The 25582-nt window shown below is 34.2% G+C and carries 21 protein-coding genes; 17 read left to right on the top strand and 4 right to left on the bottom strand.

Going from position 1 to position 25582, the window contains the following annotated elements:
- Positions 1 to 91 precede the first annotated feature (91 nt).
- The 3 genes from DZ68_RS0103305 to DZ68_RS0103295 form a co-directional block, all read right to left on the bottom strand.
- Positions 92 to 2005, bottom strand: a complete 1914-nt coding sequence (locus DZ68_RS0103305) for a flagellar hook-basal body complex protein (RefSeq protein WP_024787233.1) — start codon at positions 2003 to 2005, stop codon at positions 92 to 94.
- Positions 2006 to 2081: 76 nt separating this feature from the next.
- Positions 2082 to 2756, bottom strand: a complete 675-nt coding sequence (locus DZ68_RS0103300; RefSeq protein ID WP_024787232.1) for a flagellar hook capping FlgD N-terminal domain-containing protein — start codon at positions 2754 to 2756, stop codon at positions 2082 to 2084.
- On the bottom strand, positions 2744 to 2923 hold the full coding sequence (locus DZ68_RS0103295) for a hypothetical protein (protein WP_024787231.1): 180 nt from the start codon (positions 2921 to 2923) through the stop codon (positions 2744 to 2746). Before DZ68_RS0103295 ends, DZ68_RS0103300 begins: the two co-directional genes overlap by 13 nt.
- Positions 2924 to 3041: 118 nt before the next feature.
- Here DZ68_RS0103295 and typA point away from each other — a divergent pair, with 118 nt between their 5' ends.
- The 6 genes from typA to rdgB all read left to right on the top strand — a co-directional run bounded on the left by typA (position 3042) and on the right by rdgB (position 13649).
- Entirely contained in the window at positions 3042 to 4847 is a 1806-nt protein-coding gene (gene typA / locus DZ68_RS0103290) for a translational GTPase TypA (protein ID WP_024787230.1), read from the top strand.
- A gap of 101 nt (positions 4848 to 4948) precedes the next feature.
- Positions 4949 to 6361 (top strand): TolC family protein, encoded by a 1413-nt coding sequence (locus DZ68_RS0103285; RefSeq protein ID WP_024790719.1) that lies wholly within the window; start codon positions 4949 to 4951, stop codon positions 6359 to 6361.
- 55 nt (positions 6362 to 6416) lie between these two features.
- Positions 6417 to 7457 carry an efflux RND transporter periplasmic adaptor subunit gene (locus DZ68_RS0103280; protein ID WP_024787229.1) on the top strand — a complete coding sequence of 347 codons (1041 nt, stop codon included), beginning with the start codon at positions 6417 to 6419 and terminating at the stop codon, positions 7455 to 7457.
- Positions 7458 to 7465: 8 nt separating this feature from the next.
- Positions 7466 to 10954, top strand: a complete 3489-nt coding sequence (locus DZ68_RS0103275; protein WP_024790718.1) for an efflux RND transporter permease subunit — start codon at positions 7466 to 7468, stop codon at positions 10952 to 10954.
- 58 nt (positions 10955 to 11012) lie between these two features.
- Positions 11013 to 12974, top strand: a complete 1962-nt coding sequence (locus DZ68_RS10425) for an EAL domain-containing protein (RefSeq protein ID WP_024790717.1) — start codon at positions 11013 to 11015, stop codon at positions 12972 to 12974.
- Positions 12975 to 13064: 90 nt separating this feature from the next.
- Positions 13065 to 13649, top strand: coding sequence for an RdgB/HAM1 family non-canonical purine NTP pyrophosphatase (gene rdgB / locus DZ68_RS0103265; RefSeq protein ID WP_024787226.1), 585 nt, complete (start codon positions 13065 to 13067; stop codon positions 13647 to 13649).
- A 9-nt stretch (positions 13650 to 13658) separates the two neighbouring features.
- Here rdgB and DZ68_RS0103260 read toward each other — a convergent pair whose 3' ends face one another.
- A complete protein-coding gene (locus DZ68_RS0103260) occupies positions 13659 to 14318 on the bottom strand; it encodes a 16S rRNA (uracil(1498)-N(3))-methyltransferase (RefSeq protein WP_024787225.1) in 660 nt (219 codons plus the stop codon).
- Positions 14319 to 14362: 44 nt separating this feature from the next.
- Here DZ68_RS0103260 and DZ68_RS0103255 point away from each other — a divergent pair, with 44 nt between their 5' ends.
- The 11 genes from DZ68_RS0103255 (at position 14363) to DZ68_RS0103205 (ending at position 25581) form a co-directional block, all read left to right on the top strand.
- A complete protein-coding gene (locus tag DZ68_RS0103255; protein WP_024787224.1) occupies positions 14363 to 16072 on the top strand; it encodes an ATP-binding protein in 1710 nt (569 codons plus the stop codon).
- A gap of 144 nt (positions 16073 to 16216) precedes the next feature.
- Positions 16217 to 16555: an NADH-quinone oxidoreductase subunit A gene (locus DZ68_RS0103250; RefSeq protein ID WP_024787223.1), complete on the top strand. Its 339-nt coding sequence runs from the start codon at positions 16217 to 16219 to the stop codon at positions 16553 to 16555.
- On the top strand, positions 16539 to 17012 hold the full coding sequence (locus DZ68_RS0103245; RefSeq protein WP_024787222.1) for an NADH-quinone oxidoreductase subunit B: 474 nt from the start codon (positions 16539 to 16541) through the stop codon (positions 17010 to 17012). Before DZ68_RS0103250 ends, DZ68_RS0103245 begins: the two co-directional genes overlap by 17 nt.
- Positions 17013 to 17021: 9 nt before the next feature.
- Positions 17022 to 18671, top strand: coding sequence for an NADH-quinone oxidoreductase subunit C (locus DZ68_RS0103240; protein ID WP_024790716.1), 1650 nt, complete (start codon positions 17022 to 17024; stop codon positions 18669 to 18671).
- A gap of 9 nt (positions 18672 to 18680) precedes the next feature.
- Positions 18681 to 19652 carry a complex I subunit 1 family protein gene (locus DZ68_RS0103235; RefSeq protein WP_024787220.1) on the top strand — a complete coding sequence of 324 codons (972 nt, stop codon included), beginning with the start codon at positions 18681 to 18683 and terminating at the stop codon, positions 19650 to 19652.
- A gap of 1 nt (position 19653) precedes the next feature.
- The gene (locus tag DZ68_RS11215; RefSeq protein ID WP_024790715.1) at positions 19654 to 20205 is read left to right on the top strand and encodes a 4Fe-4S binding protein; all 552 of its coding nucleotides are present in this window, start codon (positions 19654 to 19656) and stop codon (positions 20203 to 20205) included.
- Entirely contained in the window at positions 20202 to 20669 is a 468-nt protein-coding gene (locus DZ68_RS0103225) for an NADH-quinone oxidoreductase subunit J (RefSeq protein WP_024787219.1), read from the top strand. Before DZ68_RS11215 ends, DZ68_RS0103225 begins: the two co-directional genes overlap by 4 nt.
- Positions 20670 to 20671: 2 nt before the next feature.
- A complete protein-coding gene (locus tag DZ68_RS0103220) occupies positions 20672 to 20980 on the top strand; it encodes an NADH-quinone oxidoreductase subunit K (protein ID WP_024787218.1) in 309 nt (102 codons plus the stop codon).
- Entirely contained in the window at positions 20973 to 22823 is a 1851-nt protein-coding gene (locus DZ68_RS0103215; RefSeq protein WP_024787217.1) for an NADH-quinone oxidoreductase subunit L, read from the top strand. Before DZ68_RS0103220 ends, DZ68_RS0103215 begins: the two co-directional genes overlap by 8 nt.
- Positions 22823 to 24250 (top strand): NuoM family protein, encoded by a 1428-nt coding sequence (locus tag DZ68_RS0103210; protein ID WP_024787216.1) that lies wholly within the window; start codon positions 22823 to 22825, stop codon positions 24248 to 24250. The genes DZ68_RS0103215 and DZ68_RS0103210 overlap by 1 nt, the downstream gene beginning before the upstream one ends.
- Complete coding sequence (locus DZ68_RS0103205) at positions 24250 to 25581, top strand: NADH-quinone oxidoreductase subunit N (protein ID WP_024787215.1); 1332 nt, start codon at positions 24250 to 24252, stop codon at positions 25579 to 25581. Before DZ68_RS0103210 ends, DZ68_RS0103205 begins: the two co-directional genes overlap by 1 nt.
- Position 25582: the final 1 nt, after the last annotated feature.

The raw sequence follows: 25582 nt of genomic DNA, 5'->3' as shown, positions 1-25582 counted from the left end.
GCAAAAACCGTTCCTTTTTCAATTACTCACCCCGCCGCTTGAAAAGCGGCCGGGCAAGCTCACCACTCACCACTCACTATTCACTACTATATTATCCTTTTTTTAAATTAATTGCTTTTTGAATCATTTCATCGCTGGTTGTTACAGTTTTTGCCGCCGCTGAGAATGCTTTTTGGTTTATTATAAGCTCTGTCATCGCTTTGGCAAAATTTACATTTGAAGCTTCAAGTTTATGAGAAATTACTTTTGCATAAGGAATGTATTCTCCATTGCTTTCATATAAAAATGCTTTATTTGAATTATTTGTCTTTCTAAAAAGATTGCCCCCGATACTTTCAAGTCCCTGAGGGTTTTGAAAATGGAAAATCGGAATCTGTCCGAGCCCCACACTTTTGGAATTTGAAAAATTTGCAAAAATAACTCCGTCGTCATTAATATCATATCCTTGAAGGTAACCTTTTTCAAGTCCATTTTGGGAAAAAGAATAACTTGTATTGGAATCTGTTTTGGCGTATGACGTTAAATCAAAATTTATATTTATATTTTGAGGTGAATTAAGTGTCACTGTTTTAGGGGATAGTAATTTTCCGTTTTCGTCAAACGTGAAAATCTGATTTGAAGTGTTTATAATGTTTCCGTTTGCATCTTTTATTGTAATTACTCCGTTCCATTGAATCTGATTATTTAAAATTTTCTGTTTTGTAAAAGAAAAAGAAATTATATTTTTGTTACCGTTTGCGTCATAAATATTCCCTCCAAAATCATGTTTGTTTACTTTAAAAGCATTGCTTTTTGCACTTGTCTGGGGATAAATTTCATTTCCAATTCTTCCGAGATTGTTAATAAACAAGTCATTGGAATTTTCTGTTTTGAGAAGATATGAATTAATAGTTTTAGCGGTAGGATTTGTTGTAACAATTCTTCCTTTATCGTCAAGAGAAACCGAGATATCCGGATTGATATTATTTGCCAGGGACTGGAATTTATCGATTAAATTTTGCACAGTGTCAAATTCATTTTCTTTGGCGGGGGTTGATTTATAAATTAATTTTTCAGCTGCAATATTTGGTAAATTGTCATTATTTGAGTGTAAAATTATTTTTGTTGGGTCAGAAATCACTATTCCGTTGTCTGATATTGTCGCATCTATTCCATTTTGTGTTAATTTATTGACAAGGGCATTTTGAATTTCGCTTTTTGTACTTCCATCAGGCACACTCAGATTTATCTGTTTATCATTAATACTAAAATCATAAACCAAATCTTTTCCGTCTTTTATATCGTCTGTTATGCATATTTCACTTGAAATTAAATTATTGGAATATGTTGCCGGATTTCCGAAACCGAAAACGAATGAATCACCGTCTCTTATTTTTAAATCTTTTCCGTCATTTGAGTATAATGCACTGAAATCATTATTAAGTGTCGCCGGAGCGGTTGAGTTTATCTGGTCGGCATCATTCAAATTGGTAAAAAGATTCACTTTGCTTGTGGCAATTGCGGGTAAAATCATTGAATTTGGCAGTGAAATGGGGGAGAGAGGATTATTTATTAAATTATCTGTCGGAATGTTTTGGTTTATTTCATAGCTTCCGTTATTGTTTTTTATATTATTTGCGTTGGCAACTAATAGATAATTCCCGTTGTTATCAACCAAATAACCCTCTTTGTCTCTTTTAAAGCTTCCGTTTCGTGTATAGTAAATATTGTCCCCGTTTTTAACCCCAATCCAGCCTTTACCACCAAGAGCAATATCGAAAGGATTGTCTGAGTCGATAAAACTTCCTTGCGATAAATTAATGGCATTGGCATCGAGTCTGCTTCCAAGTCCAACATCCGAAAATATCGGTGAATTTTTCAGAGTCTGTGAAAAAATTGAAGAAAATTCAGGGTTTGTTTCTTTGTATCCCGCGGTATTGATATTTGATATGTTGTTCCCCCAAATATCAATCCCCGTTTGAAAACTTTTCATTCCGCTTACACCGTTAAAAAATGACCTTGTCATTTTAATCCTTTTATTAACCAAAATTATTCAACATCTAATATTCAATATTCATAATTTAACATTCAACATTTAAATATTATCCCTGCCACTGATAAATTTCTTTTATTTTGTCAAACGGTACATATTGGTTTCCGAGTTTGGCGAAGGCATTTCCGTTTTCAAATCTTATTGATTCAATAGGATACGCACCAATTGCTGTTGTATGTTTATTTCCATTAGGGTCTGTATATGTTGCGCTTACTTCATAACTATCACTTTTTACTCTGTTTCCGTTATTATCTTTTAAATCCCATTCAAAACTTAAAATTCCTTTTGTGTGGGGGTTTAAATCAAATTCTTTAACTATATTTCCAGCTTTATCTTTAATTTGAACTTTTCCACTTTGTATATTATCTCCAAAATATAATTCAAAATCTTTTTTCGTATCATTATCTGTAACATTAATATATCTGTTTCCAGTATCAGCCATTTTCCCTATTGCAGAAACGGTTGAAAGTTCATTGGTAGAAGTTAGCGTTTTTGCCAATGTATCAATTGTTTTTTGCATATTTGCATTCATCTCCATAGTTGAAAGATAAGCAGTTTGTTCAAGCATTTTATTTGTATCCATCGGATTTGTTGGGTCTTGCATTTCAAGCTGTTTTAAAAACAGCTTCATAAAAGCGTTTTTATCGAGCTGTGAATTTGGATTGTAAACTTTGTCATTGCCGGCCTGTGTTGCATTGTTGGTTATATTTGCTACTGATGACATTTTTTAACCTTTTTTAATATTAAAGCAAATATTGTTCCAATCAGGCAGTGAGTTGTGAGTAGGGGCTCCATATCTTTTAGAATCTGCAATAAAAAATTTTGTGCGGGCTTGATTTTCGGTTTTGTTTTATTATCTGTATGTGTTAATAATTCTATCAAATGAGGCATTAAAAACCTTTTTATTTTTAGCAAGCAAAAAATATTCCAAGCAGTTTTTAGCGAAAATGGTGAAATTGTGAAAACAGTGAAATTGATGTATAATTTCAAAAATTTTTAAAGGTAATTAATGAAGAATATTAGAAACATTGCAGTTATAGCCCATGTTGACCATGGAAAAACTACACTTGTGGATGAACTACTCAAACAGTCCCACACCCTTGACGCAAGGAAAGATTTGGGTGAGAGGGTAATGGACAGTAATGATTTGGAAAAAGAAAGAGGAATTACAATTTTAAGTAAAAATACGGCTATCAGATGGAATGAATTCAGAATTAATATTATTGACACTCCGGGGCACAGTGATTTTGGAGGGGAAGTTGAGAGGGTTTTGAAAATGGTGGACGGTGTATTGCTTCTTGTAGATGCCCAGGAAGGCGTAATGCCCCAGACTAAATTTGTTGTAAAAAAAGCGCTCTCACTGGGGCTTAAACCTATTTTGGTGGTAAATAAAATAGACAAACCCGCAGCTGAACCGGACAGGGTTGTTGATGAGGTGTTTGATCTGTTTGTAAGTATGGGTGCTACTGAGGACCAGCTTGATTTCCCTATAATTTATGCCGCTGCCAAAGAGGGATATGCAAAATGGGAACTTGAGGATAATAATAATGATATGACGCCCGTTTTTGAGGCAATTACAAAATATATTCCTGCCCCTGCGGGTGACGAAAGCGCCCCGTTGCAAATGCAGGTATTTACTCTTGATTATGATAATTATGTGGGAAGAATAGGAATTGCGAGAATTTTTAACGGTACAGTTAAAAAGGGTGAAGAAGTAACACTGGTTAAAGCCGACGGTGAAAAAATAAACGGAAGAGTTACCAAACTGATGGGATTTTTAGGACTTGACAGGATGGAAATTGACGAGGCGAAAGCGGGGGATATTGTGGCTGTTGCCGGATTTGAAGCCCTTAATGTGGGGGATACGATAGCCGATAGGAATAATCCTGTGGCTTTAGGCGCACTTCATATAGAAGAACCTACCATAAGTGTTATTTTAAGCGTAAACGATTCACCTCTTGCGGGGACTGAGGGTAAAAATGTAACAGCTCCAAAGCTTAGGGACAGACTGTTTAAAGAGATGCAGACAAATATTGCAATGAAAATAGAAGAACTGGGTGAGGGTAAATTTAAAGTAAGCGGAAGGGGAGAGCTTCAAATAGCAATTCTTGCTGAAAATCTTAGACGTGAAGATTTTGAATTTTCCCTGTCTCGTCCTGAGGTTATTATTAAAGTGGAAAACGGGGTTAAACTTGAACCTTATGAATATGTTGTTGTAGATGTACCGGATATTTACAGCGGAGTTGTAATAGAAAAACTTGGAACCAGAGGCGCCGTTATGAAAAATATGATGCCTTTAAGCGACGGAAGTACAAGAATTGAATTTGAAATGCCGGCACGCGGACTTATAGGATATAGAGGTGAATTTATGACCGATACAAAAGGTGAGGGAGTGCTTAACAGCTCGTTTCTTGAATTTAGACCCGCCACTACCAAACCTTATACAAGAAAAAACGGAGCTTTGATTTCTATGGAAAACGGTGTGGCTGTCGGATATGCAATATTCAATTTGCAAGAGAGAGGCAGAATGTTTATAAAACCCGGGGATAAAGTTTATAACGGGATGATAGTCGGTGAACACAGCAGAAGTAACGATTTGGAAGTAAATCCTATTAAAGGTAAAAATTTAACCAATGTCCGTGCCAGTGGTAGCGATGAAGCGATAAAACTGGTTCCCCCTGTTCAGCTTACCCTTGAAAAAGCCCTTGAATGGATAGAAGATGATGAACTTGTGGAAATTACCCCTAAATCTATAAGGGTAAGGAAAAAATATCTCGATCCTACCGAGAGAAAAAGAATGAGCAGGAAAAAATAAAAAAAGATAATTTTTCTCCCTTTTTCTTATAACTTTTTCTTATATCTTCTTAAAATCTTTATAATCTTTGTTACAATTCGAAAAATATTTAAAGGAGCGGTATGAAAAAATATTTGATTCTAACCGCTTTGTCAGGTCTGCTTTTAGCCAAAAATGTGACATTTAACGAAGTTTTAAAAGAAACTCTTTCTAATAATTTAGAGCTAAAGGCAAAAAAGCTTAATATTGACAAAGCCAAAAGCGATTTGGATAAAGTTAGAGGAATGGAATGGGGCAAATTTATTTTTAACGAGCAAATAAGCAGAACAAATAATGCTATGTATGTATTCGGTATGAAATTAGGCAGCAGGGAAGCCACTTTCAGCGATTTTGGCTTCAGCGATTTTCTGGCCCCTTTGGGCGGCGCTTTGATGAAGGCGAATTCAAATTCTTTAACACCTCAGGATTTGGCCGCAATGCAGGGAATTTTAGCTATTAAACCGCATGATTTAAATTATCCTGCCCCGAGAAGCAATTTTGCTACAAATTTTGTTTATGAGATTCCGATTTTTACAGGGTTTAAATTAACTTATGCAAAAGAAATGGCAAAACTTCAGATATTGGCAAACAAATATAAATTTCAAAGAGATAAAACTCTTTTGGCTTTGGAAGTATTAAAAGCATATAACGGGGCTGTCGCCGCTAAATATTTTATAAATGCTTTAAATAAGGCAAAGGAAACAACAAGCTCTTTTGTAAAAATGGTTAAAGAATTTAAAAAAGAGGGCATGGCAACCGATATTGATTTACTGCAGGCCCAAAAAAGGGATTCCCAGGTTGATGCATATTTACAAGAGGCCAAAAACAAATACGCCCTGGCTTTGTCTTATTTAAGATTTTTAAGTGATGATTACGATATTACGTCTGTTGGTGATTTTGAAGTAATTATTTCTCCTGATAGTAATTTAAAAACATTAATTAAAGAGGCTTTAAAAAACAGAAACGACTTAAAATGGATGAAAAAAAATTATGAGACTATGAAAAAAAAGGTTAAATTTGATTCTGCTGAAAATTATCCTATGATAGGGGCACATTTGGAATATGGATGGAATGATAACACTGTGGCCAATATAAGAAGTGATAAAGATTATTGGCTCGCGGCAATAGGTTTAAAATATAATATTTTTGATAAAAGCAAAGATGCCGACATTGAAAAAAGTAAAATTGAAGCACTTCAGACAGGCTATTATTATCAATATATGAAAAAAGCTATTGCACTTGATGTAAGACAGAAATATCTGAATTTAAAAACAAAAACTAAAATAATAAAAAATAAATTAACAAACAAAGAACTGGCGGAAGAAATTTTAAAAAAATATACCTATATGTATAAACAGGGAATGATAAATATGACTATTCTTTTAATGAAAGAGGCGGATGCAAGAAAAGCAAGGGCGGAACTTATTAAGGCAAAATATGATGAAGCTGTTGCGGCGGCTAAACTTAAAGCAAGCATTGGAGACTTTGTTAAATAGTGAGTCGTGATTGGTGAGTAGTGAGTAGTGAAAAATGGAAAATAAAGGAGTATAAATGATTAAAAAGATAGCGTTAATTTCAGCATTTGCATTGAGTTTGTTTGCCTATGAATTTGCAACTGCAAAAAAAGGTGTTATTCATATAAAAAAAGATTATGTTGCCGATATATATGCAAAAAGACAGGTTATGCTGGCCCCGAGAGTTATGGGATATATTAAAGAAATAAAAGCTGAAGAAGGTGAAAAGGTTAAAAAAGGCGAACTTTTGTTTGTTGTTGACCCTACCGATGTGTATTCAATGCTAAATCAGGCAAGGGGTGCTCTTTTACAGGCCCAAAGCGGTGTGCTGATGGCCGAAATGGCTTATGCAGATGCAAAAAGGGATTATGAAAGATTTAAAAATTTATATGCCGCAGGTGCCGTAAGCAAAAGAGATTTTGAAAAAATGACATTAAATATGAATATTAGGAAAAAACAGGTGGATATGGCAAAAGGTTTGTTAAAAAGAGCAAAAGCGGCTCTTGTTATGGCAAGAAATCAAATAAAATATGCTAAAGTAAAATCCCCTATTAATGCGGTGGTTACAAGAAAAATGAAAAATGTGGGTGAAATGGCGCTTCCTGGATATCCTGTTTTAATTTTAAGCAATTTAAGCTCTCTTAAAGCAAAAAGTTTTGTAAAAGAAGGCGATATTGATAAATTTAAGCTTGGAATGAAAGTTGAAATTTTTGTTCCGGCCATTAATAAAAAATATAAGGCAAAGGTGGAGAATATCATTCCGAGTGCCGATCCCGCAACACATTCTTATATAGTTAAATTCAAATTTAATAAATATGATGATAAACTGCTTCCAGGAATGTATGCAAAAGCGAAGATAATTTTAGGAAAAAAAGAAGCCGTTCTTGTTCCGTTTGCCGCTTTGACGAGCAGGGAAGGGATTATGGGGGTTTTTGTCAATAGAGACGGAATTGCCAAATTTATAGCCGTTAAGCAAATTGCCCAAGAAGGGGATTATATTGCGCTCAAAGGATTGAATGCAGGAGAAAAGGTAATTCTTTATCCGCCTGCGAATATGATTGACGGACAAAAATTATAGGAGCGGGAATGGAAAAATTAAAAGCAATAAAAGCTAAATTAAAAGAAAAACGAAAAGAATTAAATGAATTAAAGTCACAATCATGTGACATAAGTGAAATACAAAAGCTTGAGAATGAAATAAAAGCTCTTGAAAATAAAGTAATTCAAAGAGAAAAAGAAGTTTCTCAAAAAGAAGAGGAATTAACTCATCTCGAAGAAGAATTAAAACTAAATATAGCGGGAAAACTTGCCAGAACTTTTTTAAAAAACCCTTTAACCCCTGTAATTGCATTAGCTCTTATTTTAATGGGATTGATTGCCATTCTTCTAACTCCAAGAGAAGAAAATCCACAAATTGACGTGCCAGCTGCCAATGTTATAGTGGTTTATCCTGGAGCCAGCTCTAAAGAAGTTCAAAATGTAATAGTTGAGCCGCTTGAAAGAATTTTAAAAGCCATGACAGGCGTCAAGCATGTTTACGGTATGGCTATGAACAGTGCCGGAGTTGTGACTGTAAGGTTTAAAATAGGACAGGATAAGGTAAGAAGTCTAAGCAAGCTCTATGACAGGGTTATGCAAAATATGGATAAACTTCCAAAAGGCGTATGGACACCTTTGATTAAACCTGTTGATATTGACGAAGTGCCGATTGTAACTTTGGCCATTTCAAGTAAAAAATATAATGACGCCCAGCTTTACAGAATCGCCCAAAGATTGCTTAGTCCTCTTGCAGAAGTGAAAAATGTAAGTGTCATCGGAATAAAAGGGGGACATAAAAGGCAGTTTAATATTTTAATAGACCCAGAGAAACTTGCCGCTTATCATTTATCTCTCGCTCAGATTGTCATGGCTCTTAAAGCTGCAAATGTTGATTATCCTTTAGGCGGAATGGATAATAAAAAATATTCTATTCCTTTGGAATTTGACGGATTTATCAATTCAGTTAAAGATGTTAAAAATCTGGTTGTTGCGGATTATATGGGAAGGCCTATTTATATAAAAGATATTGCAAAAGTTAAAGACGGTGTTGATTTTCAACACAAACATAAAACTTTTTATGAAGCCGGAAAGTCTTTTTATGAAGATCCCCTTATAGGAAAAAGCGAAAATAAATTTCCAGTTGGTATAAAACAGAACCAGGTAACTGTTTTTGTTGGTAAAAAAAGAGGTACCAACGCCGTTTTTGTTGCAAGGGATGTAATAGCCAAGGCAAAGGAACTTCAAAAAACACTGCCAAAAGATGTCCATGTTTATATAACAAGAAATGACGGGCATAAGGCAAATCATGCGGTTAACGAACTGCTTAACCATTTGATAGTTTCCCTTGTTGTAATTTTCTTTTTATTAATTTTGGTATTGGGATTTAGGGAAGCGTTAATCGTTGTGTTTACCGTCCCTCTTATTCTATCAATTACACTGTTTATAGGAATGCTTGCAGGCCAGAGTATAAACAGAATCACCCTGTTTGCCCTTATTCTGGCTTTGGGACTTTTGGTTGACAGCGCCATAGTGGTTATAGAAAATATACACAGGCATTTTTCAATAGGTGATAAGCCGAGAGATTACGCCGCTGTTTATGCCACAAATGAAATCGGTAATCCTACAAATGTGGCTACACTTGCCATTATTTTGGCATTTTTGCCTATGTTTTTTGTTACAGGAATGATGGGCCCTTATATGGGACCGATTCCGTTTAATGTGCCAATTGCTATGATAGCGTCGCTTGTAATTGCGTATATGTTTACCCCCTGGGCTGCTGTTAAATTTTTACCTGAGCATAAGGAAAAACACGAGCCTTTTGATATTAGAAAAACAAAAACATTCAGGGTTTTTCATTCTATATTGAATCCTCTTTTAAATTCAACCCCTAAAAGGATAGTGTTTTTTAGTGTTGTTTTATTACTGTTTGCAGGTTCACTTATTTTGCCTGTGTATAAAATAGTTCTTTTTAAAATGCTTCCGGGAGCAAATAAAAATACGTTTAATATCACAATTGACCTTCCAAAAGGAAGCAGTATTGATACAACCACAAAAGTCAGCAACTGTGTGGCAAATATTTTAAGTAAACAAAAAGAAATAAAAGATTTTGAACAGTTTATAGGAATCAGCGGAGTGGTTGATTTTAACGGTCTTCTTAGGGGAAGTTCTATGAAACAGGGTGAAAATTACGGAGAAATAAGGGTTAATCTGTTTCCTAAAGAAGATGGAAGAAAAGAGAGTTCTATCGATATGGTGAGCAGATTAAGACCTGTTATTCAGAACCAGTGCGGTTTTGACAATGCAAATATAAAACTTGTTCAGGAACCTCCTGGACCTCCTGTAATGGCCACGCTTCTTATGCAGGTATTCGGGGGAGATGAAGAGGGCAGACTGAAATTGGCAAATTATATAGAAAGTTTATATAAACATACCGACAGGGTTGTGGATATTGATATTATGAGAGACAGACAGATTGTAAAATATAAAATTGTTCCTGATAAGCAAAAAGCGGCGCTTTTTGGAATCAGTGTAGAGCAGATTGCAAAAATACTCGGTATGGGATTAAAGGGAGCTGTAATCAGTGTTGCCCATATTCCAAGTGAAAAAGAACAGGTTGGTATTTTTGTGAGGTTTGAGAAAAAATACAGAAAAAATCTGGAAAGCCTTGATAAAATTAAATTAATGTCTATGACTACACACAGATTGGTACCTTTAAAAGAAGTCGTAAAAATTGAACCTGTTAAATATGACGGAATGATTACGAGTAAAGATTTGCGCCCTATGGTAATGGTTACCGGCGAAATGGATAAAAGAGGAAGTATTTATGCACTACTCGATATTTTCTTTAATCTTAAAGACAAAGGTGTTCCCGGATATAAAATTACTTATGACGGTAATCCGAGACTTAATTTAAAAGCCACTGATTTAAAAACAGGTAAAAGTTATGATTTAATCTGGGGCGGGGAATGGGAGCTTACATTTGATGTGTTCAGAGACCTCGGAAGCGCGTTTGGAGTTGCGGTAATTCTTATTTATCTTTTGATGGTTGCTTATTATAAAAACTTTAGAGTCCCAAGAATCGTACTTGCGGCAGTGCCTCTTACATTTATAGGAGTACTTCCGGGACATGCAATAATGAACTGGATAACTCTGGCGTTTTTCCATTCAAAAACATATTTTACGGCAACAAGTATGATCGGCTTTATCGCACTGGCCGGTATTGTTGTCAGAAATTCGCTATTACTTATAGATTTTACAAACGATTTAATTAAACAGGGCAGAAGTATAAACGAGGCCGTTATTGAAGCGGCGGCCACAAGATTCAGACCTATTGTTTTAACTGCCCTTGCTATTATTTTGGCTTCATTTGTCATTGTGCTCGATCCGGTATGGCAGGGTCTTGCCGTAGCCCTTATTTTCGGTGTTTTCGCCTCAACTGCGCTTTCGGTTATTGTTGTGCCTATTCTTTACTGGAGATATTTAATTTCAAAACATAAAAAAGAAAAACATATAGTATACGGATTAAAAGAGATTTAACTCTTTTTTTCTTTACATAACGAAAAATTATGATATAATTTTTCAAAAAAGAGTGAATATGGGCTCAATTTTATCTAAGATGCTTAAAATTATCGCACTTTCTTTGTTTACTGCAACAATGATACTTGTAATACTCTATTTTATATTATTAAATTTTTTTATATATGAAGAAGTAAACAAAGTAAGGTTGTGCACCAAAGCCATATTCAGTGTTAAATATTCGGAAATGAAAGATACTTACACTCCTTTTTCATCCATTATAAAAATATATAAAAAAAATACAAATATAGATTTTAAACTGTTTTCTTTATTTAAGAATCCTGAGCTAAAAAATAACGGTTTTTTTAAAAAAATTAAAAATAAAAAAGAGATATATAAGATTAATTCAAATTATATTACTTATTATAAACCTATTGTTATGAAAAATGAATGCCTGAAATGCCACGGTTATGAAAAACATAAAATTTTCAGCTGTGGAGGGATTAAAAGCTCAAATAAAATAAGAGGATTCAAAAAAGGCGACGTTGTTGGATATATAGAGGCAAAAGCGCCTTTTAAAAGATCTTTTATGAAATTTAATTTAACATTTTTAATTTCTTTCTTTTTGCTGTTTCTGGCTTTAATTGCCACGCTGTGCGGATTTTATAAATTTACAAATAATTTAAAAAGGGATATAACCCTGTTTTTGAAATTCTTTGATGAAAAAGTTTCAAAAGGTATTTATGAAAAATTAAATATCACAATGTCTTTTATTGAATTTCAAAAATTAAAAGTATCTATAAATAAAGCCGTAAATTCTATTAAATATTATAAAAACGAAATGATTAAGAGATATTATTTCAGCCCTGTTACCAATTTGCCAAACAGAATAAAATTAATGGAAGATATGAAAAAAACAGATAAAAATGCATTGGCTATACTTAATATTAATAAATTCAGGAAAGTAAACGATTATTTTTCCCAGGAAATGGGCAATTTAATTATTCAGGAAGTCGCAAAAAGATTAAAAAAACTTATTAATAATAAAATTTATCATATAAATATAGACGAGTTTGCCGTATTACTGGATGAATACGAATGTTTTGAAAACTGTTTATATATTAAAAAAATTATTAAAGAGTTGGAAAAACCGTATATTGTAAATAAAAACGAAATTAATCTTTTTTTCAGGGCGGGAATCGGTTCAAAAAAAGAAAAAGATGTTTTTACTGTAGCTGATATTGCAGTGGAATATGCAAAAAGAAAAAAAGTAAAATGTCTCTGTTACTGCGAAATAAAAGATTTGGCCCAGAGTTTTGAAAAAAATCAGAAAACTTTAAATATTTTGGAAAAAGCTATGAGAGAAGACAGAATAATTCCTTATTTTCAGCCCATAGTAGATAATAAGACACAAAAAATTGTAAAATATGAATCACTGATAAGAATGATTGATGAAAACGGAAAAGTATATTCACCGGGGGAATTTTTGGATGTGGCGAAAAGTGTTAATATTTATAAAAATTTAACACTGATTGTTTTTGAAAAAACTCTTAATTTATTTAAAGAAAGAAAAGAAGAAGTTTCACTGAATCTCTCTTTGGAGGATTTTGAAGATGATAATATAAAAGAAAAAATATATAAATTGATAAAAAATTTTCCCGAACCCGAAAGGATAACGATTGAGCTTCTGGAAAATGAAGACATTGCATCGGATTCTTATATATTAAGTTATTTGCAAAAACTGAAAAATTACGGGGTTAAAATTTTTATAGACGATTTTGGAAGCGGATATTCCAATTTCAGTTATCTGTTTAAATTTCAGATTGACGGATTGAAAATAGACGGCAGTCTGATAAAAAATATTCTTAAAGATAAGAAATCACAAATGATAGTCCAGACAATGGTGGAATTTGCCAAAAAAGGGAATATGGTGACTGTGGCGGAATATGTTGAAAACAGAGAAATTTTTGAATTTATTAAAAAACTGGGTGTCGATTATTCCCAGGGGTATTATTTTTCCGCTCCTAAACCTTTGATATAATTTTATTCAGGCGCTGTTTTTGTAGAAAAACTTGAAAATAAAAAAAAGAAAATGATTTGATAGAAAAAAAGTTAAAAATAAGGAAATTTTATGAAAATAGTTTTGGCTTCTTCAAATAAAGGTAAAGTCAGGGAAATAAAAGAAATTTTAAAAGATTTTGAAATAATCCCCTATACGGATTTAATTCAGGCATTTGAAATAGAGGAAAACGGAAAAAGTTTTAAAGAAAATGCGATTATAAAAGTAAAAGCCGTTGCTGAAAAACTTCCGGAATTTTTAGTAATGGCAGATGACAGCGGAATAAGCGTTCCCGCCCTCGGTGGAATTCCCGGAATTTATTCCGCAAGGTTTGCCGGAAGTGAAGCAAGTGACAAAGACAATTTAAAAAAGCTGATAAGCGAACTTAAAAAAAGAAATATAAAAAAAACCCCGGCTTTTTATACAGCAGCAATTGCAATAGCTTCACCTTATGGAATTTTTACTACGCATGGTTTTATGCATGGTGATGTTATAGATGAAGCAAAGGGTGATAAAGGTTTTGGATACGACCCTATGTTTATTCCAAAAGGGTTTGATAATACATTGGGTGAACTGGATGAAAAAATAAAACAAAAAATATCCCACAGAACAAAAGCCCTGAAATTAGCTGAGAATATATTAAAAGTTATTAAATAATTTTTTCATTTAAAGTAATATTTTAGCACATATGCCGCACGCTGCGCTTTCGCTTCTTAATATAAAACTTTGAAGTTTGTAAATTTCTCTGAATTTTTCTTTTTCTTTTTCGCTGAATCCGCCTTCGGGCCCTATTAAAATCGGCATGGTTATGTTTTTGTTAAATTCTATTTCTTTTCCGTTAAAATCAAGTGCGCTGAAATTAGGGTATTTTTCAAAAAAATCTTTACTTGAATTTAAAATTTCTATTTGCATTTTGTCACTTCTTCCGCACTGCTGGCAGGAATTTATAAGAATTTTTTCAATTCGCTCAAGTTTTAATTTAAAATTTCTCTGGGAAAAATCGCAGTATATAAAGCTTATTTTGCTCACTCCTATTTCATTTAACGAAGGAATTATTTTTTCCATGTTTTTAGGCTCAATTACACACCATGCGATATGAAAAAATGTTTTTGGTCTGTTTGGAAAATATTTTTTTTCAATAAGAGACAAAAAAGCCTCTTTTTTGTTTATTTCGTCTATTTTATAAATATATAAACAATCGTCTTTTAAATTCCTGATTTTTACAGGTTCGTTTCTGTTTTTTCTTCTTACCTTAAAAAGGTATTTATGGCTTTCACCTGTTAAAATAATCCTGTTTTGAGGGTCGGGATAATATAAAAACTGCATTTAGCGCCTTTTTGATATAATTATAATAAAATTAAGGAGAGGGTTTGGTAAATAATATAATATCTTTTTTAAAAAATCCCCAAAACAGCACTGTTTACAAAGTTTTAAATTTAAAAAAAGAAGAAACCGAAATATTAAAAATAATGCTTGAATTTTATCTGGATTCAAAAGAGGATGTCAGCGTAAAGGAAATTTTATTTTCGATATTCGGAAAAGACAAATTCAAAGCCCTTGAAAATATATACGTAATAAAAAATCTGATAGAGGAGGGATGGATTGTAATAAGCTCAGTGGGACAGTTTAAAATAAACGATATGACCAATCTGGAGCTTTTTAATTCTAGTATTTCTCTTTCCATCGCTTTTTTAAGGTTAATAGAGCAGGGCTCACTCGAACTTGTGGTGCCTGAAAATAAACCTTACAGTGACCATCTGGAATTTTTGCACGACGAATTTTTAAGAATAGAAATATACGAACAGCTTGCAAATATAAAAAATTCTTTTTCCAAAACAAGCTCAAGTATAAAAAGGCTTCAAAGCAAATTAAAACTTATTGAAAATACAATTAAAGAAAAAGTTAAAAAAACAAAAATTGACCTGCCGGTAATTAATTTTATAAAAGAGTATGAATTAAATGAAAAAGAGGAAATAATATTTTTGGCTCTTTTAAAAGAAGAGTACACCAATTCGAATGAAAATGCAAGGGAAATGAATTATTTATTAAATCTTGTCAGCAGTGATGAGATAGAAAGAATAAAAAACAGAAGTTTGCTGGATGAGAATTCAAAGCTTGTAAGCGAGGAAATTGTGGATTATGACGAACTGATAGGTGCTTTCGGCGGTTTTACAAAAATATTTTTTATAAATGATGAAATACTCAAAGATTTGATACATCCAAGAACAAAACATAAAATTGAACATATTGTAAAAGAAACGCTTTTTGATTTTATTGAGCCCGAATATTCATTAAAAGATATTGTTTTGGATGAGAATACAAAAGAGAGTCTGAATACTTTGTTAAAACAGATAGATAAAAAAGTAATAAATAAATTAAAAAAATGGGGAATAAAAAGCTCAAACGGCATAGAGGCTAAAATAATTTTTTACGGACATCCGGGAACCGGCAAAACAGTTACGGCTTTGGCTTTGGCAAAAGAGCTTAATAAGCCTCTTCTAAGCCTTGACTGCTCTAAAATACTTTCCATGTATGTGGGTGAGAGTGAAAAAAATGTAAGGAAACTTTTTGACGAATATAATATGGTTGCGGAAAAGCTCAAAACAAAACCTGTGCTTTTATTAAACGAGGCTGATCAGTTTTTGAGTACAAGAACAACCGCAACCTTCAGCAGTGCCGATAAAATGCACAATCAGATGCAAAATATATTTTTAGAAAGAATCGAAAAATTTGACGGGATTCTAATTGCCACAACCAATCTGCTTGAATCATTCGATAAAGCATTTTCAAGAAGATTTGATATAAAAATAGAATTTAAAAAACCGTCTTTCAAAGAAAGATTGAAATTATGGGAGCTTAAGCTTCCTAAAAATGCTAAATACGAAGAAAATTTTGATATTAAAAAACTCTCATCATTTGAACTAACCGGCGCTCAAATTGAGGTTATAATAAAAAATACCGCCCTAAAAGTTGCTATGAGAAAAAATTCTGTGTTTAAAACTCAAGATTTTATAGAAGAGATTGGAAAAGAAAAAATAAATGCGTTTGACAGTGAAAAAGAGATAGGTTTTTTAAATTAGTGAATATATATTTATTACTTAATGTAACAGAAAACCTGTAAAATTTTTGTAAAGATTTGTTTTTTCATAAATTTTTCTTATAATTATTAAACTGAGAGAAAATATTTTATAATTTTGTTATACTGAAATTAAAAAGGAGATAAAATGGGTTTGATTTTGGCAATAGCCGCAGGTCTGATTACAGGAGTGGTTTTATTGTATCTGTTGGGTATAATCGTAGCACCTTATAATCCGGGTGAAATTAAAAACGATCATTTTGAATGCGGGCTTCCGCCAAGCAGCGAAGTTCCAAACAAAGCCAATTTCAATTATTTTATTTTTGCTATTGCATTTATTGTTTTTGACATGGCTGGGCTTTTCTTTTCTTTGTTTGTTTTTGCAGATAATAAAAATGCCTTAAACTGGGCGATGATATTTGGTGTATTGCTGTTCGCGGCTATTACTATCAGTATGAAGGAGTATAGAAATGCTAAAAGTGCTTGATTTTTTTAATTATGCTAGAAGCCGTTCACCCTGGATAGTTCATTTTTGCAGCGGCTGCTGCTCTCTTGAAATGTTGGCATCCATGGGGCCGAGATATGACTGGGAAAGATACGGATATATAATGACGCCAACTCCGAGACAGGCCGATATTATTTTTATTACAGGGCTTGTAAGTAAAAAAATTCTTCCTGCTCTTCTTAGAACATATGAGCAGATGCCGGAACCCAGATATGTTGTGGCAATCGGTGCATGTGCGTTTGACGGGGGTCCTTATAATGATTCTCCATCGGTAATTAAAAATATGACCGAAATTCTGCCTGCAGATGTGTTTGTGGCGGGTTGTCCTCCAAAACCGGAAGCCATTATCGCCGGGCTTGAAGAGCTTAAAGAAAAAATAAAAAGAGGCGAGCCGAGTGCGTCAAGTCAGGGCGGTCTCTGGAAACAAATGAAATTTTAAGGGATGGCAATGGAGAAACTTAAAGATATTTTAAAAAATTATGAAAACGAATATATTGAAGATTATAAAAAAACATGGGTGAAAGCAAAACTTAAAAATAAAGATGATTTATTAAATGTAGTAAAAGCCCTTAAAGAAGAGGGGGTTAAAACCTGCTCAACCGTTTCACCTACCGATTTTATTGATGAAGATAAAATTGAAATGAATTATTTTCTGGAAGATTTAAAAAATAAAAGAAATGTATGGCTTAAAGTTGATTTACCAAGAGAGCTTGAAAAATGTGAGATTGATTCAATAACTCCTCTTTTTCCAAGTGCTGATTGGCACGAACTTGAAGCATATTCGACTTTTGGAGTAAAATTTAAAAATCATCCGAATCTCAGATATTTTTTAATTTCCCAGGATTTTTACGGAAAATTTCCTTTCAGAAAAGATTTTGACTGGGTTTCCCATGAAAAAAATTTAATAGAAAATATTAATACCATTACAAAAGATTTTTTTGACGATTTCGATGAAAATGAGCAAAAAATAGGGCATGAGAGCGCTCATACAATATTAAACTGGGGGCCTACGCATCCTGCAAGCGGGCCAATCAGATTAAAAGTTACCACAAACGGGGAAATTATTGAAAAAATAGACCCAGACATAGGATATGTATGGAGGGCACTTGAAAATTTAGCTGAGAGAAAAGATTTTATAGGGGCTATTACGGCGGTTGAGAGAATCTGCTTTATGGACAATCCCAATCCTATGATTTGTTATTCCCAGGCGGTAGAAGAGATTGCCGGAAAAGAAATAACCCCTTTTGCAAAATATATGAGGGTAATTTTAGGTGAAACCGGAAGAATTGCAAGCCATTTGATTTCAATGGGCGGATTTTTCGGAACTATGGGCCTTCAGACATTTTTAATGTGGACACTGGATATCAGGGAATTTTTCCTGGATGTATTGGAAGATTACAGCGGTGCAAGAATCGCAACCGCAAGTGTTGAACCGGGGGGAGTGAGGTTTCCTTTAAGTGATTATAAAACATGGTTTGGGGAAATAGAAAAAGCAATTAAAAAATGGGAAAGTGTTAAACCTGATATCGAAGATATTTTTATGAAAAATCCGCTTATGACCACACGGGCAAAAAATCTTGGAGTATTTACTCTTAACGATGTGGAAGAGTTTTATTTAGCAGGTCCTATAGCCAGAGCGAGCGGATATAAAACAGATGTAAGAATAGATGAACCTTATGCGGGTTACGGGGAGCTTGAAATAGATTATGTAACCTGTGAAAACGGAGATGCAAGAGACAGGCTTTTTATAATCTATAAAGAAATAAACCAGGCTATTGATTTAATAAAACAGGCAATGAAAAAAATTGAAGCCGGTATTGAAGCGGGAGAAATGGACCCAATGAAAGATCATTTGGTAAGAATCCCAAAAAGACTTCCAAAAGGTGAGGCTGTAGCAAGGGTTGAATGGGCGAGGGGCGAAATGCTTATGCATTTAGTAACAGGTGAAAAAGCAACCAGCCCTTACAGGCTTAAACTTAAAGCTCCGAGTGTAAACCATACAATGGTACTTGATAAGCTCTTAAGAGGAAAAACATTATCTGACATTCCGCTGCTTTACGGAAGTATGCATATATGTCAGGGCGATTTAGACAGATAAGGAGATAAAATGGGAATAGGTGAAATACTTTTTTATATTTTTGTGTTTCCTGGACTTATATTTTTATTAGGCTGGACTTTTTTTATTTTTTATTTTTCAAGAAAAGCTCTGGCTTATGTTCATAAAAGAGTGGGCCCTCATTTTAACGGGCCTGCCGGCAGCTTACAAACGGTATATGATGTGTTTAAACTTTTGGTAAAAGAAAATGTGACTCCTAAAAGTGCTGATCCGTATCTTTTTAATATTATTCCCATAATTGCCCCTTTGGTGGCTGCACTTCCCGTGTTTTTAATTCCATGGAGTCCTTTGGTTAATAACGGGCATGGGATTATAGATACAAATTACGGAGTTTTGGGACTTGTTGTATTAATAGGGGTTGAACCGTTTTTACTGTTCCTTACAGGTTTTGGAAGTAATAACAAATATTCTCTTCTTGGAGGGATGCGAATACTTTCACAAATGTTGTCAATGGAATCGCCGTTTTTTCTTGCTTCACTCTCACCGGCAGTTCTTTTTGGAACTATGAATTTATATGAAATTATGGAAAGTAATACATGGCTTACTACATTGATTTTACTGCCGGGTGCAATTATTTATATAATAGCTATGCTTGGAATTCTTGAACAGCCTCCTTTTAATATTCCGGATGCCGAACAAGAAATTGTTTACGGGTTTTATACTGAATATTCCGGAACAAATTATGTTTTGCTTAAATTTGCGGAATTTACCGAAATACTTGTTGTAAGTGCCAGTGCGGTGGTGCTTTTTTTCGGCGGATACAGAGGATTGGGGTTTGAGAGTTTTTGGTGGCTGTTTATTAAAATAGTTTTAATTGCCATTATGGTTGTTGCAATAAGAGCGTCAAATCCAAGGCTCAGGCTTGATCAGATGTTGAAATTTACCTGGAGCTGGCTCACGCCTATGGCTATACTCAATTTGGTTTGGGTTACATTTGCAAGAATTTATATATTAGGAGCTTAAAATGTTATTCCAGATTAGTGAAAGAGTATTAAGGGTTTTAAAAGCAATAACCGAGCCGAGAGAGGCCATTAAAGATGTGGTAAAAGAGCCGGCACATAAATCTTCCGTTTTCAGGGGAAAACATAATGTAAGATATGATATATGTACCGGATGCGATGCATGTAATAAAATATGTCCTGTGGACGCTATTAAAATGAAGCCGCTTCCTATTAAAAGACCGAATAAAGTACCGGAAGTAAATTTAGCTATTTGTATTTTTTGCGGTTTATGTGAAGATGTGTGCCCTACTAAACCTGAAAAAGCCATTAAACTTTCAGGCGGGGATATAGAAATGATTACGCATGATGGAACACACGACACTCTTGAAAATTTCTGGGTAAGGGTTGACGTGCCGGAAGAGTGGATTGAAAAGAAGAAAAAAGAAGAAGAGGAAAAAGCAAGAAAAAAAGCTGAGATGCTGGCTAAAAAGAAAGCAGAAGCTGAAGCAAAGAAAAAAGCAGAAGCTGAAGCTAAAAAACAAGAGTCTGAAGCTCCAAAAGGAGAAGAAAAATGAGTATACTGATTTTATTTTTGGCATTAGTTCTTGCTGTTATGAGCCTAACACAAAAAAATACCGTGGGTGCTGTGATGTCATTTGTTACGATGATGTTTTTACTCGGTATATATTATATAGGAATGGGTGAAAAACTTTTAGGACTTTTCCAAATATTTGTATATACCGGGGGGATTGTTGTTTTAACACTATTCGGTGTGACGGTTATAGGTGCTAAATTTCCTGAATTTAAAATTAGGCCGTGGGCTGTTGCGGTTGTTACGTTTGTTTTGATAGGGTTGGTGATAATTCCGTTTTTAATGCCTGAAATTCCAAATGCCGGCAAGCCTATACCTCTTGAAGAACAGGTAAAGGTGTTTACCGATTTTTATGCTGAAATAGCGATTTTTACAGGTGTAGTGGGAGCAAGTATATTATATGGAAGTATTAGAATGCTGCACACTCTAAAACATGAAAAGGAATAAAAATGGTTAGTTTTTATATTGACGCTTTTTTTGCGCTTATGCTTTTTGGCGTTGGATTATACGGTGTTACAAGTAAAAGTGATTTTTTAAAAATATTTTTTTCTCTTGAAATGCTTTTAAATGCGGTAATTCTGCTTTTGGCAAGTGCGGCGTATCATTTTGGATTTACAAGAGGTTTGGCCGTAGCTTATGTAATTATAGTTATTGCCACACTTGAAGCGGCAGCAGGTATTTTGATATTTATATTAAGTTCAAGGATGACAGGCGAAATAATACCTGATAACCTGGATAAGGCGGTGAGAGATGAATAATGCAGTAAACATTTTATTATACGCTCCGTTTATTGGTGCAGTATTGGCGTATGTTTTAGGTAAACTAAAACAGCCTCTGGCTTTTTGGGTAGCAGAAGTTACAGGTGCAATATTGTTTTTGGCAAGTATTGTTATATTTTTAACACATTCAGGCTCTCCTATAAATATTGATTATACATGGATTCATTATGGTGAAATTAATTTGCCTTTTGGAATTTATATAGACCATCTTTCCATTGTAATGCTTTTGATAGCGACCGGTCTTGGGTTTGCTGATATTCATTTTGCACATGATTATATGGGAAGTGATCCGGACCAACCGAGATATTACGCAAAAGTATTGTTTTTTATAGGCGGGATGATATTGCTTGTAATTACAAAAGATTTGATAGGCGCGTTTGTCGGCTGGGAATTTATGGGTCTTGCAAGTTATGCTTTAATCAGTTTCTGGTATTATAAAAAATCTGCTGCTAATGCAGGTATGCAAGCATTTTTATATACAAGATTAGGAGATGTGTTTATTTTAGCAGCAATTGGACTACTTTATTATTATGTAGGAACAGTTAATTTAGTAGAGCTAAATCATTTAGCAGATGCAGGAGAGATTAATAAAACAGTTGCGCTGGTTGCAGCTCTTTTTATTTTTATGGGTGCAATTGGTAAATCTGGTCAGTTTCCATTATATCCTTGGCTAATGAATGCAATGGAAGGTCCAACTACAGTTTCAGCTCTTATCCATGGTGCAACTATGGTTAACAGTGGTATTTATATTGTAGCAAGACTCTTTGATTTTTATGCTTATACAGATGCGTTATATGTTGTGGCAAATGTTGCCGCTCTTTCGGCATTTATAGGCTCAACTTCTGCTCTTGTACAAAAAGAGATTAAAAAAATACTCGCTTATTCAACAATGTCACATCTTTCAATTGCTTTTGTAGGCCTTGGAGTTGGAAGTTTGGCTGCTGGAATGATGCATTTGGTAAATCATGCTATTTTTAAAGCGTTATTGTTCTTAAGTGCAGGTGCTATTATATATATTTCCCATCACACAAAAGATGCATGGAAACTGGGGGGATTAGTAAAAAAAGCTCCTTATATAGCCCTGTTTATGGCCATGGGCTCACTTTCTTTGGCGGGGGTTCCTCCGTTTAGCGGATTTTTTTCAAAAGAAATGGTTGTAACGGCAGCCTGGCTTCACGGAAATGAATTTACTAAAATTTTTGTAACAATAGCGGCGCTTCTTTCAATCGCTTATATTACAAGACTTTGGATTTTGGTTTTCTTAGGAGAACCTAGAAATGAAGATATAGCGGGAAGCGTACATAAACCAAGTAATTTGTGGATTAGACTACCTCTTGGAATATTGGCTTTTATAACACTTATTATTGCTATTTGGCAAAGTAATATAGTACATTATATTACAGGAGAAGTAGGTGTAGAAGAGCATATAGCCTGGCTTGGTATATTTATGCTTACAACTATGTTTGTTATTTTCTTAATTGTTGTGGGGCTTTATGTAAAAGGACTGAACTTACTTTATAAAATAGGGTCCCACCATTTTGTGCAGACAATTCATCAAATTCTATTCAACGGTTATTATGTGGAGGCCATGATTACCTGGGTTAGCAAAAATATAATAGTAAATGCCCTTGCAGCATCTGCGAGGTGGTTTGACACTTATGTTGTCGATTATATTGTTGACGGGAGCGTCCCTACAAGTTATAGAATTTATAAAATCTTCAGAAGAGGGCATACTGGTAAAATAGGAACATATATGGGACAAATGGTTATCGGTGTTGCAATTATTGTATTGGCAATCTTAATAATTGTAAAGGGTCTGTGATGGTAGCGGTAGATATTATTTTTGCGCCGATATTTTTATCGGTATTAGTCTATTATTTGACAAAATCAACTCCACAATATACAAAATATATAGCACTCGGCTGGTTTATTGTGGAATTTTTTATTGCGTTTAGCTGGTATAAAGATTTGCCTCAGGTTGGATTTTTGGAGCTCGGAAATTATTTAAACGTTCCTCAGTTTGGGTTTGATTTGACACTTAGGGTTGATGCTTTAAGTATTGCAATGCTGCTTTTAACATCAGCTTTATTGATTCTTGTTGTATTTACGTCCTGGGAAGAAAAAAACCAAGCGGCATATTTTAGTCTGCTCATTATGTTCAGTGGTCCTATTTTCGGTGTTTTTATGACCACTAATGTATTATGGTTTTTTATTTTCTGGGAATTGACTTTGGTTCCGATGTATTTTCTTGTAGGAATTTGGGGAGGAGAAAAAAGAATATATGCTGCAATAAAATTTTTCCTCTTTACACACGTTTTTGCAATGTTTATGTTTGTGGGATTTTTTCTTTTATTTAAACAGACAGGATACTGGGATTTAACATTAATCAAAGAAGCGGCACTTACCACTCCTGCACTTATATGGTGGCTGATGTTTTTGGGATTTGCAGCAAAACTGCCCGTTTTTCCGCTTCATACTTGGCTTCCTGTCGCACATGTAGAGGCACCTAGTTCAATTTCTGTATTATTGGCAGGTGTTTTACTTAAAATGGGAGCTTACGGACTTATCAGGTTTACAGTTGAACTTATGCCTGAAACTACAAAAGAGTTTGCTATTTGGATGGTAATTATAGGGCTTACAACAACACTTTTTGCAGGAAGTTTAGCCATATTTGAAAGACATATTAAAAGAATGGTTGCTTATTCTTCAATATCACATATGGGTCTTGTTGTGGTTGCTGTTTCTACTATGACATATGACGGGCTTAGTGCGGCTTTATATGAAATGATAGGGCATGCATTGGTTATTTCACCTCTGTTTTTGATTGCGGGATGGTTGCATCATAAAACACATACTTGGTATATGGATGAAATGGGAGGTATTATGAAATATGCGCCATATGCTTCCGCAATATTTATTTTAGCCGGTATGGCAGCTTTGGGACTGCCTGGTACTATGGGATTTGTAGGCGAACTTACAATTATAGTTTCCGTTATTAAAGCCTATGGCTGGTGGATAGCAATAATTGCTTTGGGAAGTTTGATAAGTGCCGGTTACATAATTTGGGCTGTAAGACGTTCGATTCACGGCGAAGCATCAGAAACGGTAATAAAATCTGATTTTTCAATGAGCATAGCAGAAAAATTTGCTTTGGGAGTTTTTGCTGTTTTAATTGTTTATTTTGGAATAAATCCACAGCCTATTTTTGATTTGGCAAATCAAGCATTCGGCTTTCTTGGAGGTATGTAATGAGTTTTATAATATTAATTGCAGCGGGATTATTGGTACCAGTGTTTTATAAAAGCAATATATTTATTGCTAAACTTATTGCAGTTTTGGCATTTATAGCATCTGCTTATTTTGTTTATACAAATCAAAGTTTAAGCAGTGTTTTTCCATTGTTCGTTAGCGACGGTGCCACAAAATTGATTGAATATGTTTTACTTGCGACACTTGCGGCCGTGTCTCTTTCACTTACAGGATTTGAAAGGCCGCTAATAGCCCAAATGCTTTTTATAGCAGGTCTTTCACTCGCAATACTCGAAACAGATAATTTTTTTGTATTTATTGTTTTGTTTGAGTCTATTGCGATAGTTTCTTATATTTTAGTTGCAAATATAAGAAATTTTTACAATGCGGAAGGTGCGGTTAAAGCATTTATAGCAGGTGCAGTAGCAAGTGGTATTATTTTGCTGGGATTTGCGTTTTTCTCTTTTACAACAGAGAGTTTTACATATTCCGAAATGAGTGTAAACGGTAAATTTACATTAATTGCCGTAGCTATAATGCTTGCAGGTGTGTTTTACAAACTTACAATTGTACCGATGCATGCGTGGGCTGCCGATACATATTCCCAGGTTAATCATGCAGCCGCTGCTATACTAAGCGGTGTTATTAAAAGTGTAATGTTAATAGCTATTTTTAAGGCATTTTATAAATTTATGATTGCTTATCCGTTGGCGACAGTATTGATTTTTAGTTTTTTTGCGATTATTACTATGACGCTTGCCAATTTTATGGCTTTGTGGCAAAAAAGAATTTCAAAAATATTGGCTTATTCTTCCATCGCGCACAGCGGTTATGCCCTTATTCCTTTTGCCGCAGCGGCAAGCGTTTATTCATACGCAGGAGTGCTTTATTATGCAATTGCATATATTTTTATGCAGACAAGCGTATTTTTGATTTTAAATGATTTAAGAAGAGAAGGCGGGGTTAAATTCCTTGAGGATATAAAAGGTTTGGGTATAAAAGCCCCTGTTCATGCATTTTTATTTACTGTCCAGCTGTTTTCGCTTGCGGGAATTCCTCTTTTGGCAGGCTTTATGAGTAAAGCTGTCGCATTTTATTCCGGAGTTGACGCCGGTCTTTGGCCTATAGTGTTGATAGCTGTTCTTAATTCCGCTTTGGCGGTTGCTTATTATGCATGGATTGTTAAACATATCTATTTTGACAAACCTGTAAATAATGTTAAATTGTCGATAACACCTGGCAGCTTGATAGGTCAGTTAATACTGTTGGCCGGTACAATTTATTTTGGGATTTTTGCTTCAGGCGTATTTAATGCTACAATTTCAATGTAAT

Source organism: Lebetimonas sp. JS085 (assembly GCF_000523295.1).
GTDB lineage: Bacteria > Campylobacterota > Campylobacteria > Campylobacterales > Nautiliaceae > Lebetimonas.
This window is presented reverse-complemented; position numbering and strand designations above follow the sequence as displayed.

Excerpts from the sequence above, each read along its gene's own strand:
- DZ68_RS0103295 (WP_024787231.1), bottom strand. The coding sequence starts at position 2,923 with ATGCCTCATTTGATAGAATTATTAACACATACAGATAATAAAACAAAA.
- DZ68_RS0103285 (WP_024790719.1), top strand. The coding sequence starts at position 4,949 with ATGAAAAAATATTTGATTCTAACCGCTTTGTCAGGTCTGCTTTTAGCC.
- DZ68_RS10425 (WP_024790717.1), top strand. The coding sequence starts at position 11,013 with ATGGGCTCAATTTTATCTAAGATGCTTAAAATTATCGCACTTTCTTTG.
- DZ68_RS0103245 (WP_024787222.1), top strand. The coding sequence starts at position 16,539 with ATGCTAAAAGTGCTTGATTTTTTTAATTATGCTAGAAGCCGTTCACCC.
- DZ68_RS0103305 (WP_024787233.1), bottom strand. The coding sequence starts at position 2,005 with ATGACAAGGTCATTTTTTAACGGTGTAAGCGGAATGAAAAGTTTTCAA.
- DZ68_RS0103280 (WP_024787229.1), top strand. The coding sequence starts at position 6,417 with ATGATTAAAAAGATAGCGTTAATTTCAGCATTTGCATTGAGTTTGTTT.
- DZ68_RS0103235 (WP_024787220.1), top strand. The coding sequence starts at position 18,681 with ATGGGAATAGGTGAAATACTTTTTTATATTTTTGTGTTTCCTGGACTT.
- DZ68_RS0103205 (WP_024787215.1), top strand. The coding sequence starts at position 24,250 with ATGAGTTTTATAATATTAATTGCAGCGGGATTATTGGTACCAGTGTTT.
- DZ68_RS0103250 (WP_024787223.1), top strand. The coding sequence starts at position 16,217 with ATGGGTTTGATTTTGGCAATAGCCGCAGGTCTGATTACAGGAGTGGTT.
- typA (WP_024787230.1), top strand. The coding sequence starts at position 3,042 with ATGAAGAATATTAGAAACATTGCAGTTATAGCCCATGTTGACCATGGA.
- DZ68_RS0103225 (WP_024787219.1), top strand. The coding sequence starts at position 20,202 with ATGAGTATACTGATTTTATTTTTGGCATTAGTTCTTGCTGTTATGAGC.
- DZ68_RS0103220 (WP_024787218.1), top strand. The coding sequence starts at position 20,672 with ATGGTTAGTTTTTATATTGACGCTTTTTTTGCGCTTATGCTTTTTGGC.
- DZ68_RS0103240 (WP_024790716.1), top strand. The coding sequence starts at position 17,022 with ATGGAGAAACTTAAAGATATTTTAAAAAATTATGAAAACGAATATATT.
- DZ68_RS0103215 (WP_024787217.1), top strand. The coding sequence starts at position 20,973 with ATGAATAATGCAGTAAACATTTTATTATACGCTCCGTTTATTGGTGCA.
- DZ68_RS0103275 (WP_024790718.1), top strand. The coding sequence starts at position 7,466 with ATGGAAAAATTAAAAGCAATAAAAGCTAAATTAAAAGAAAAACGAAAA.
- rdgB (WP_024787226.1), top strand. The coding sequence starts at position 13,065 with ATGAAAATAGTTTTGGCTTCTTCAAATAAAGGTAAAGTCAGGGAAATA.
- DZ68_RS0103210 (WP_024787216.1), top strand. The coding sequence starts at position 22,823 with ATGGTAGCGGTAGATATTATTTTTGCGCCGATATTTTTATCGGTATTA.
- DZ68_RS11215 (WP_024790715.1), top strand. The coding sequence starts at position 19,654 with ATGTTATTCCAGATTAGTGAAAGAGTATTAAGGGTTTTAAAAGCAATA.
- DZ68_RS0103260 (WP_024787225.1), bottom strand. The coding sequence starts at position 14,318 with ATGCAGTTTTTATATTATCCCGACCCTCAAAACAGGATTATTTTAACA.
- DZ68_RS0103300 (WP_024787232.1), bottom strand. The coding sequence starts at position 2,756 with ATGTCATCAGTAGCAAATATAACCAACAATGCAACACAGGCCGGCAAT.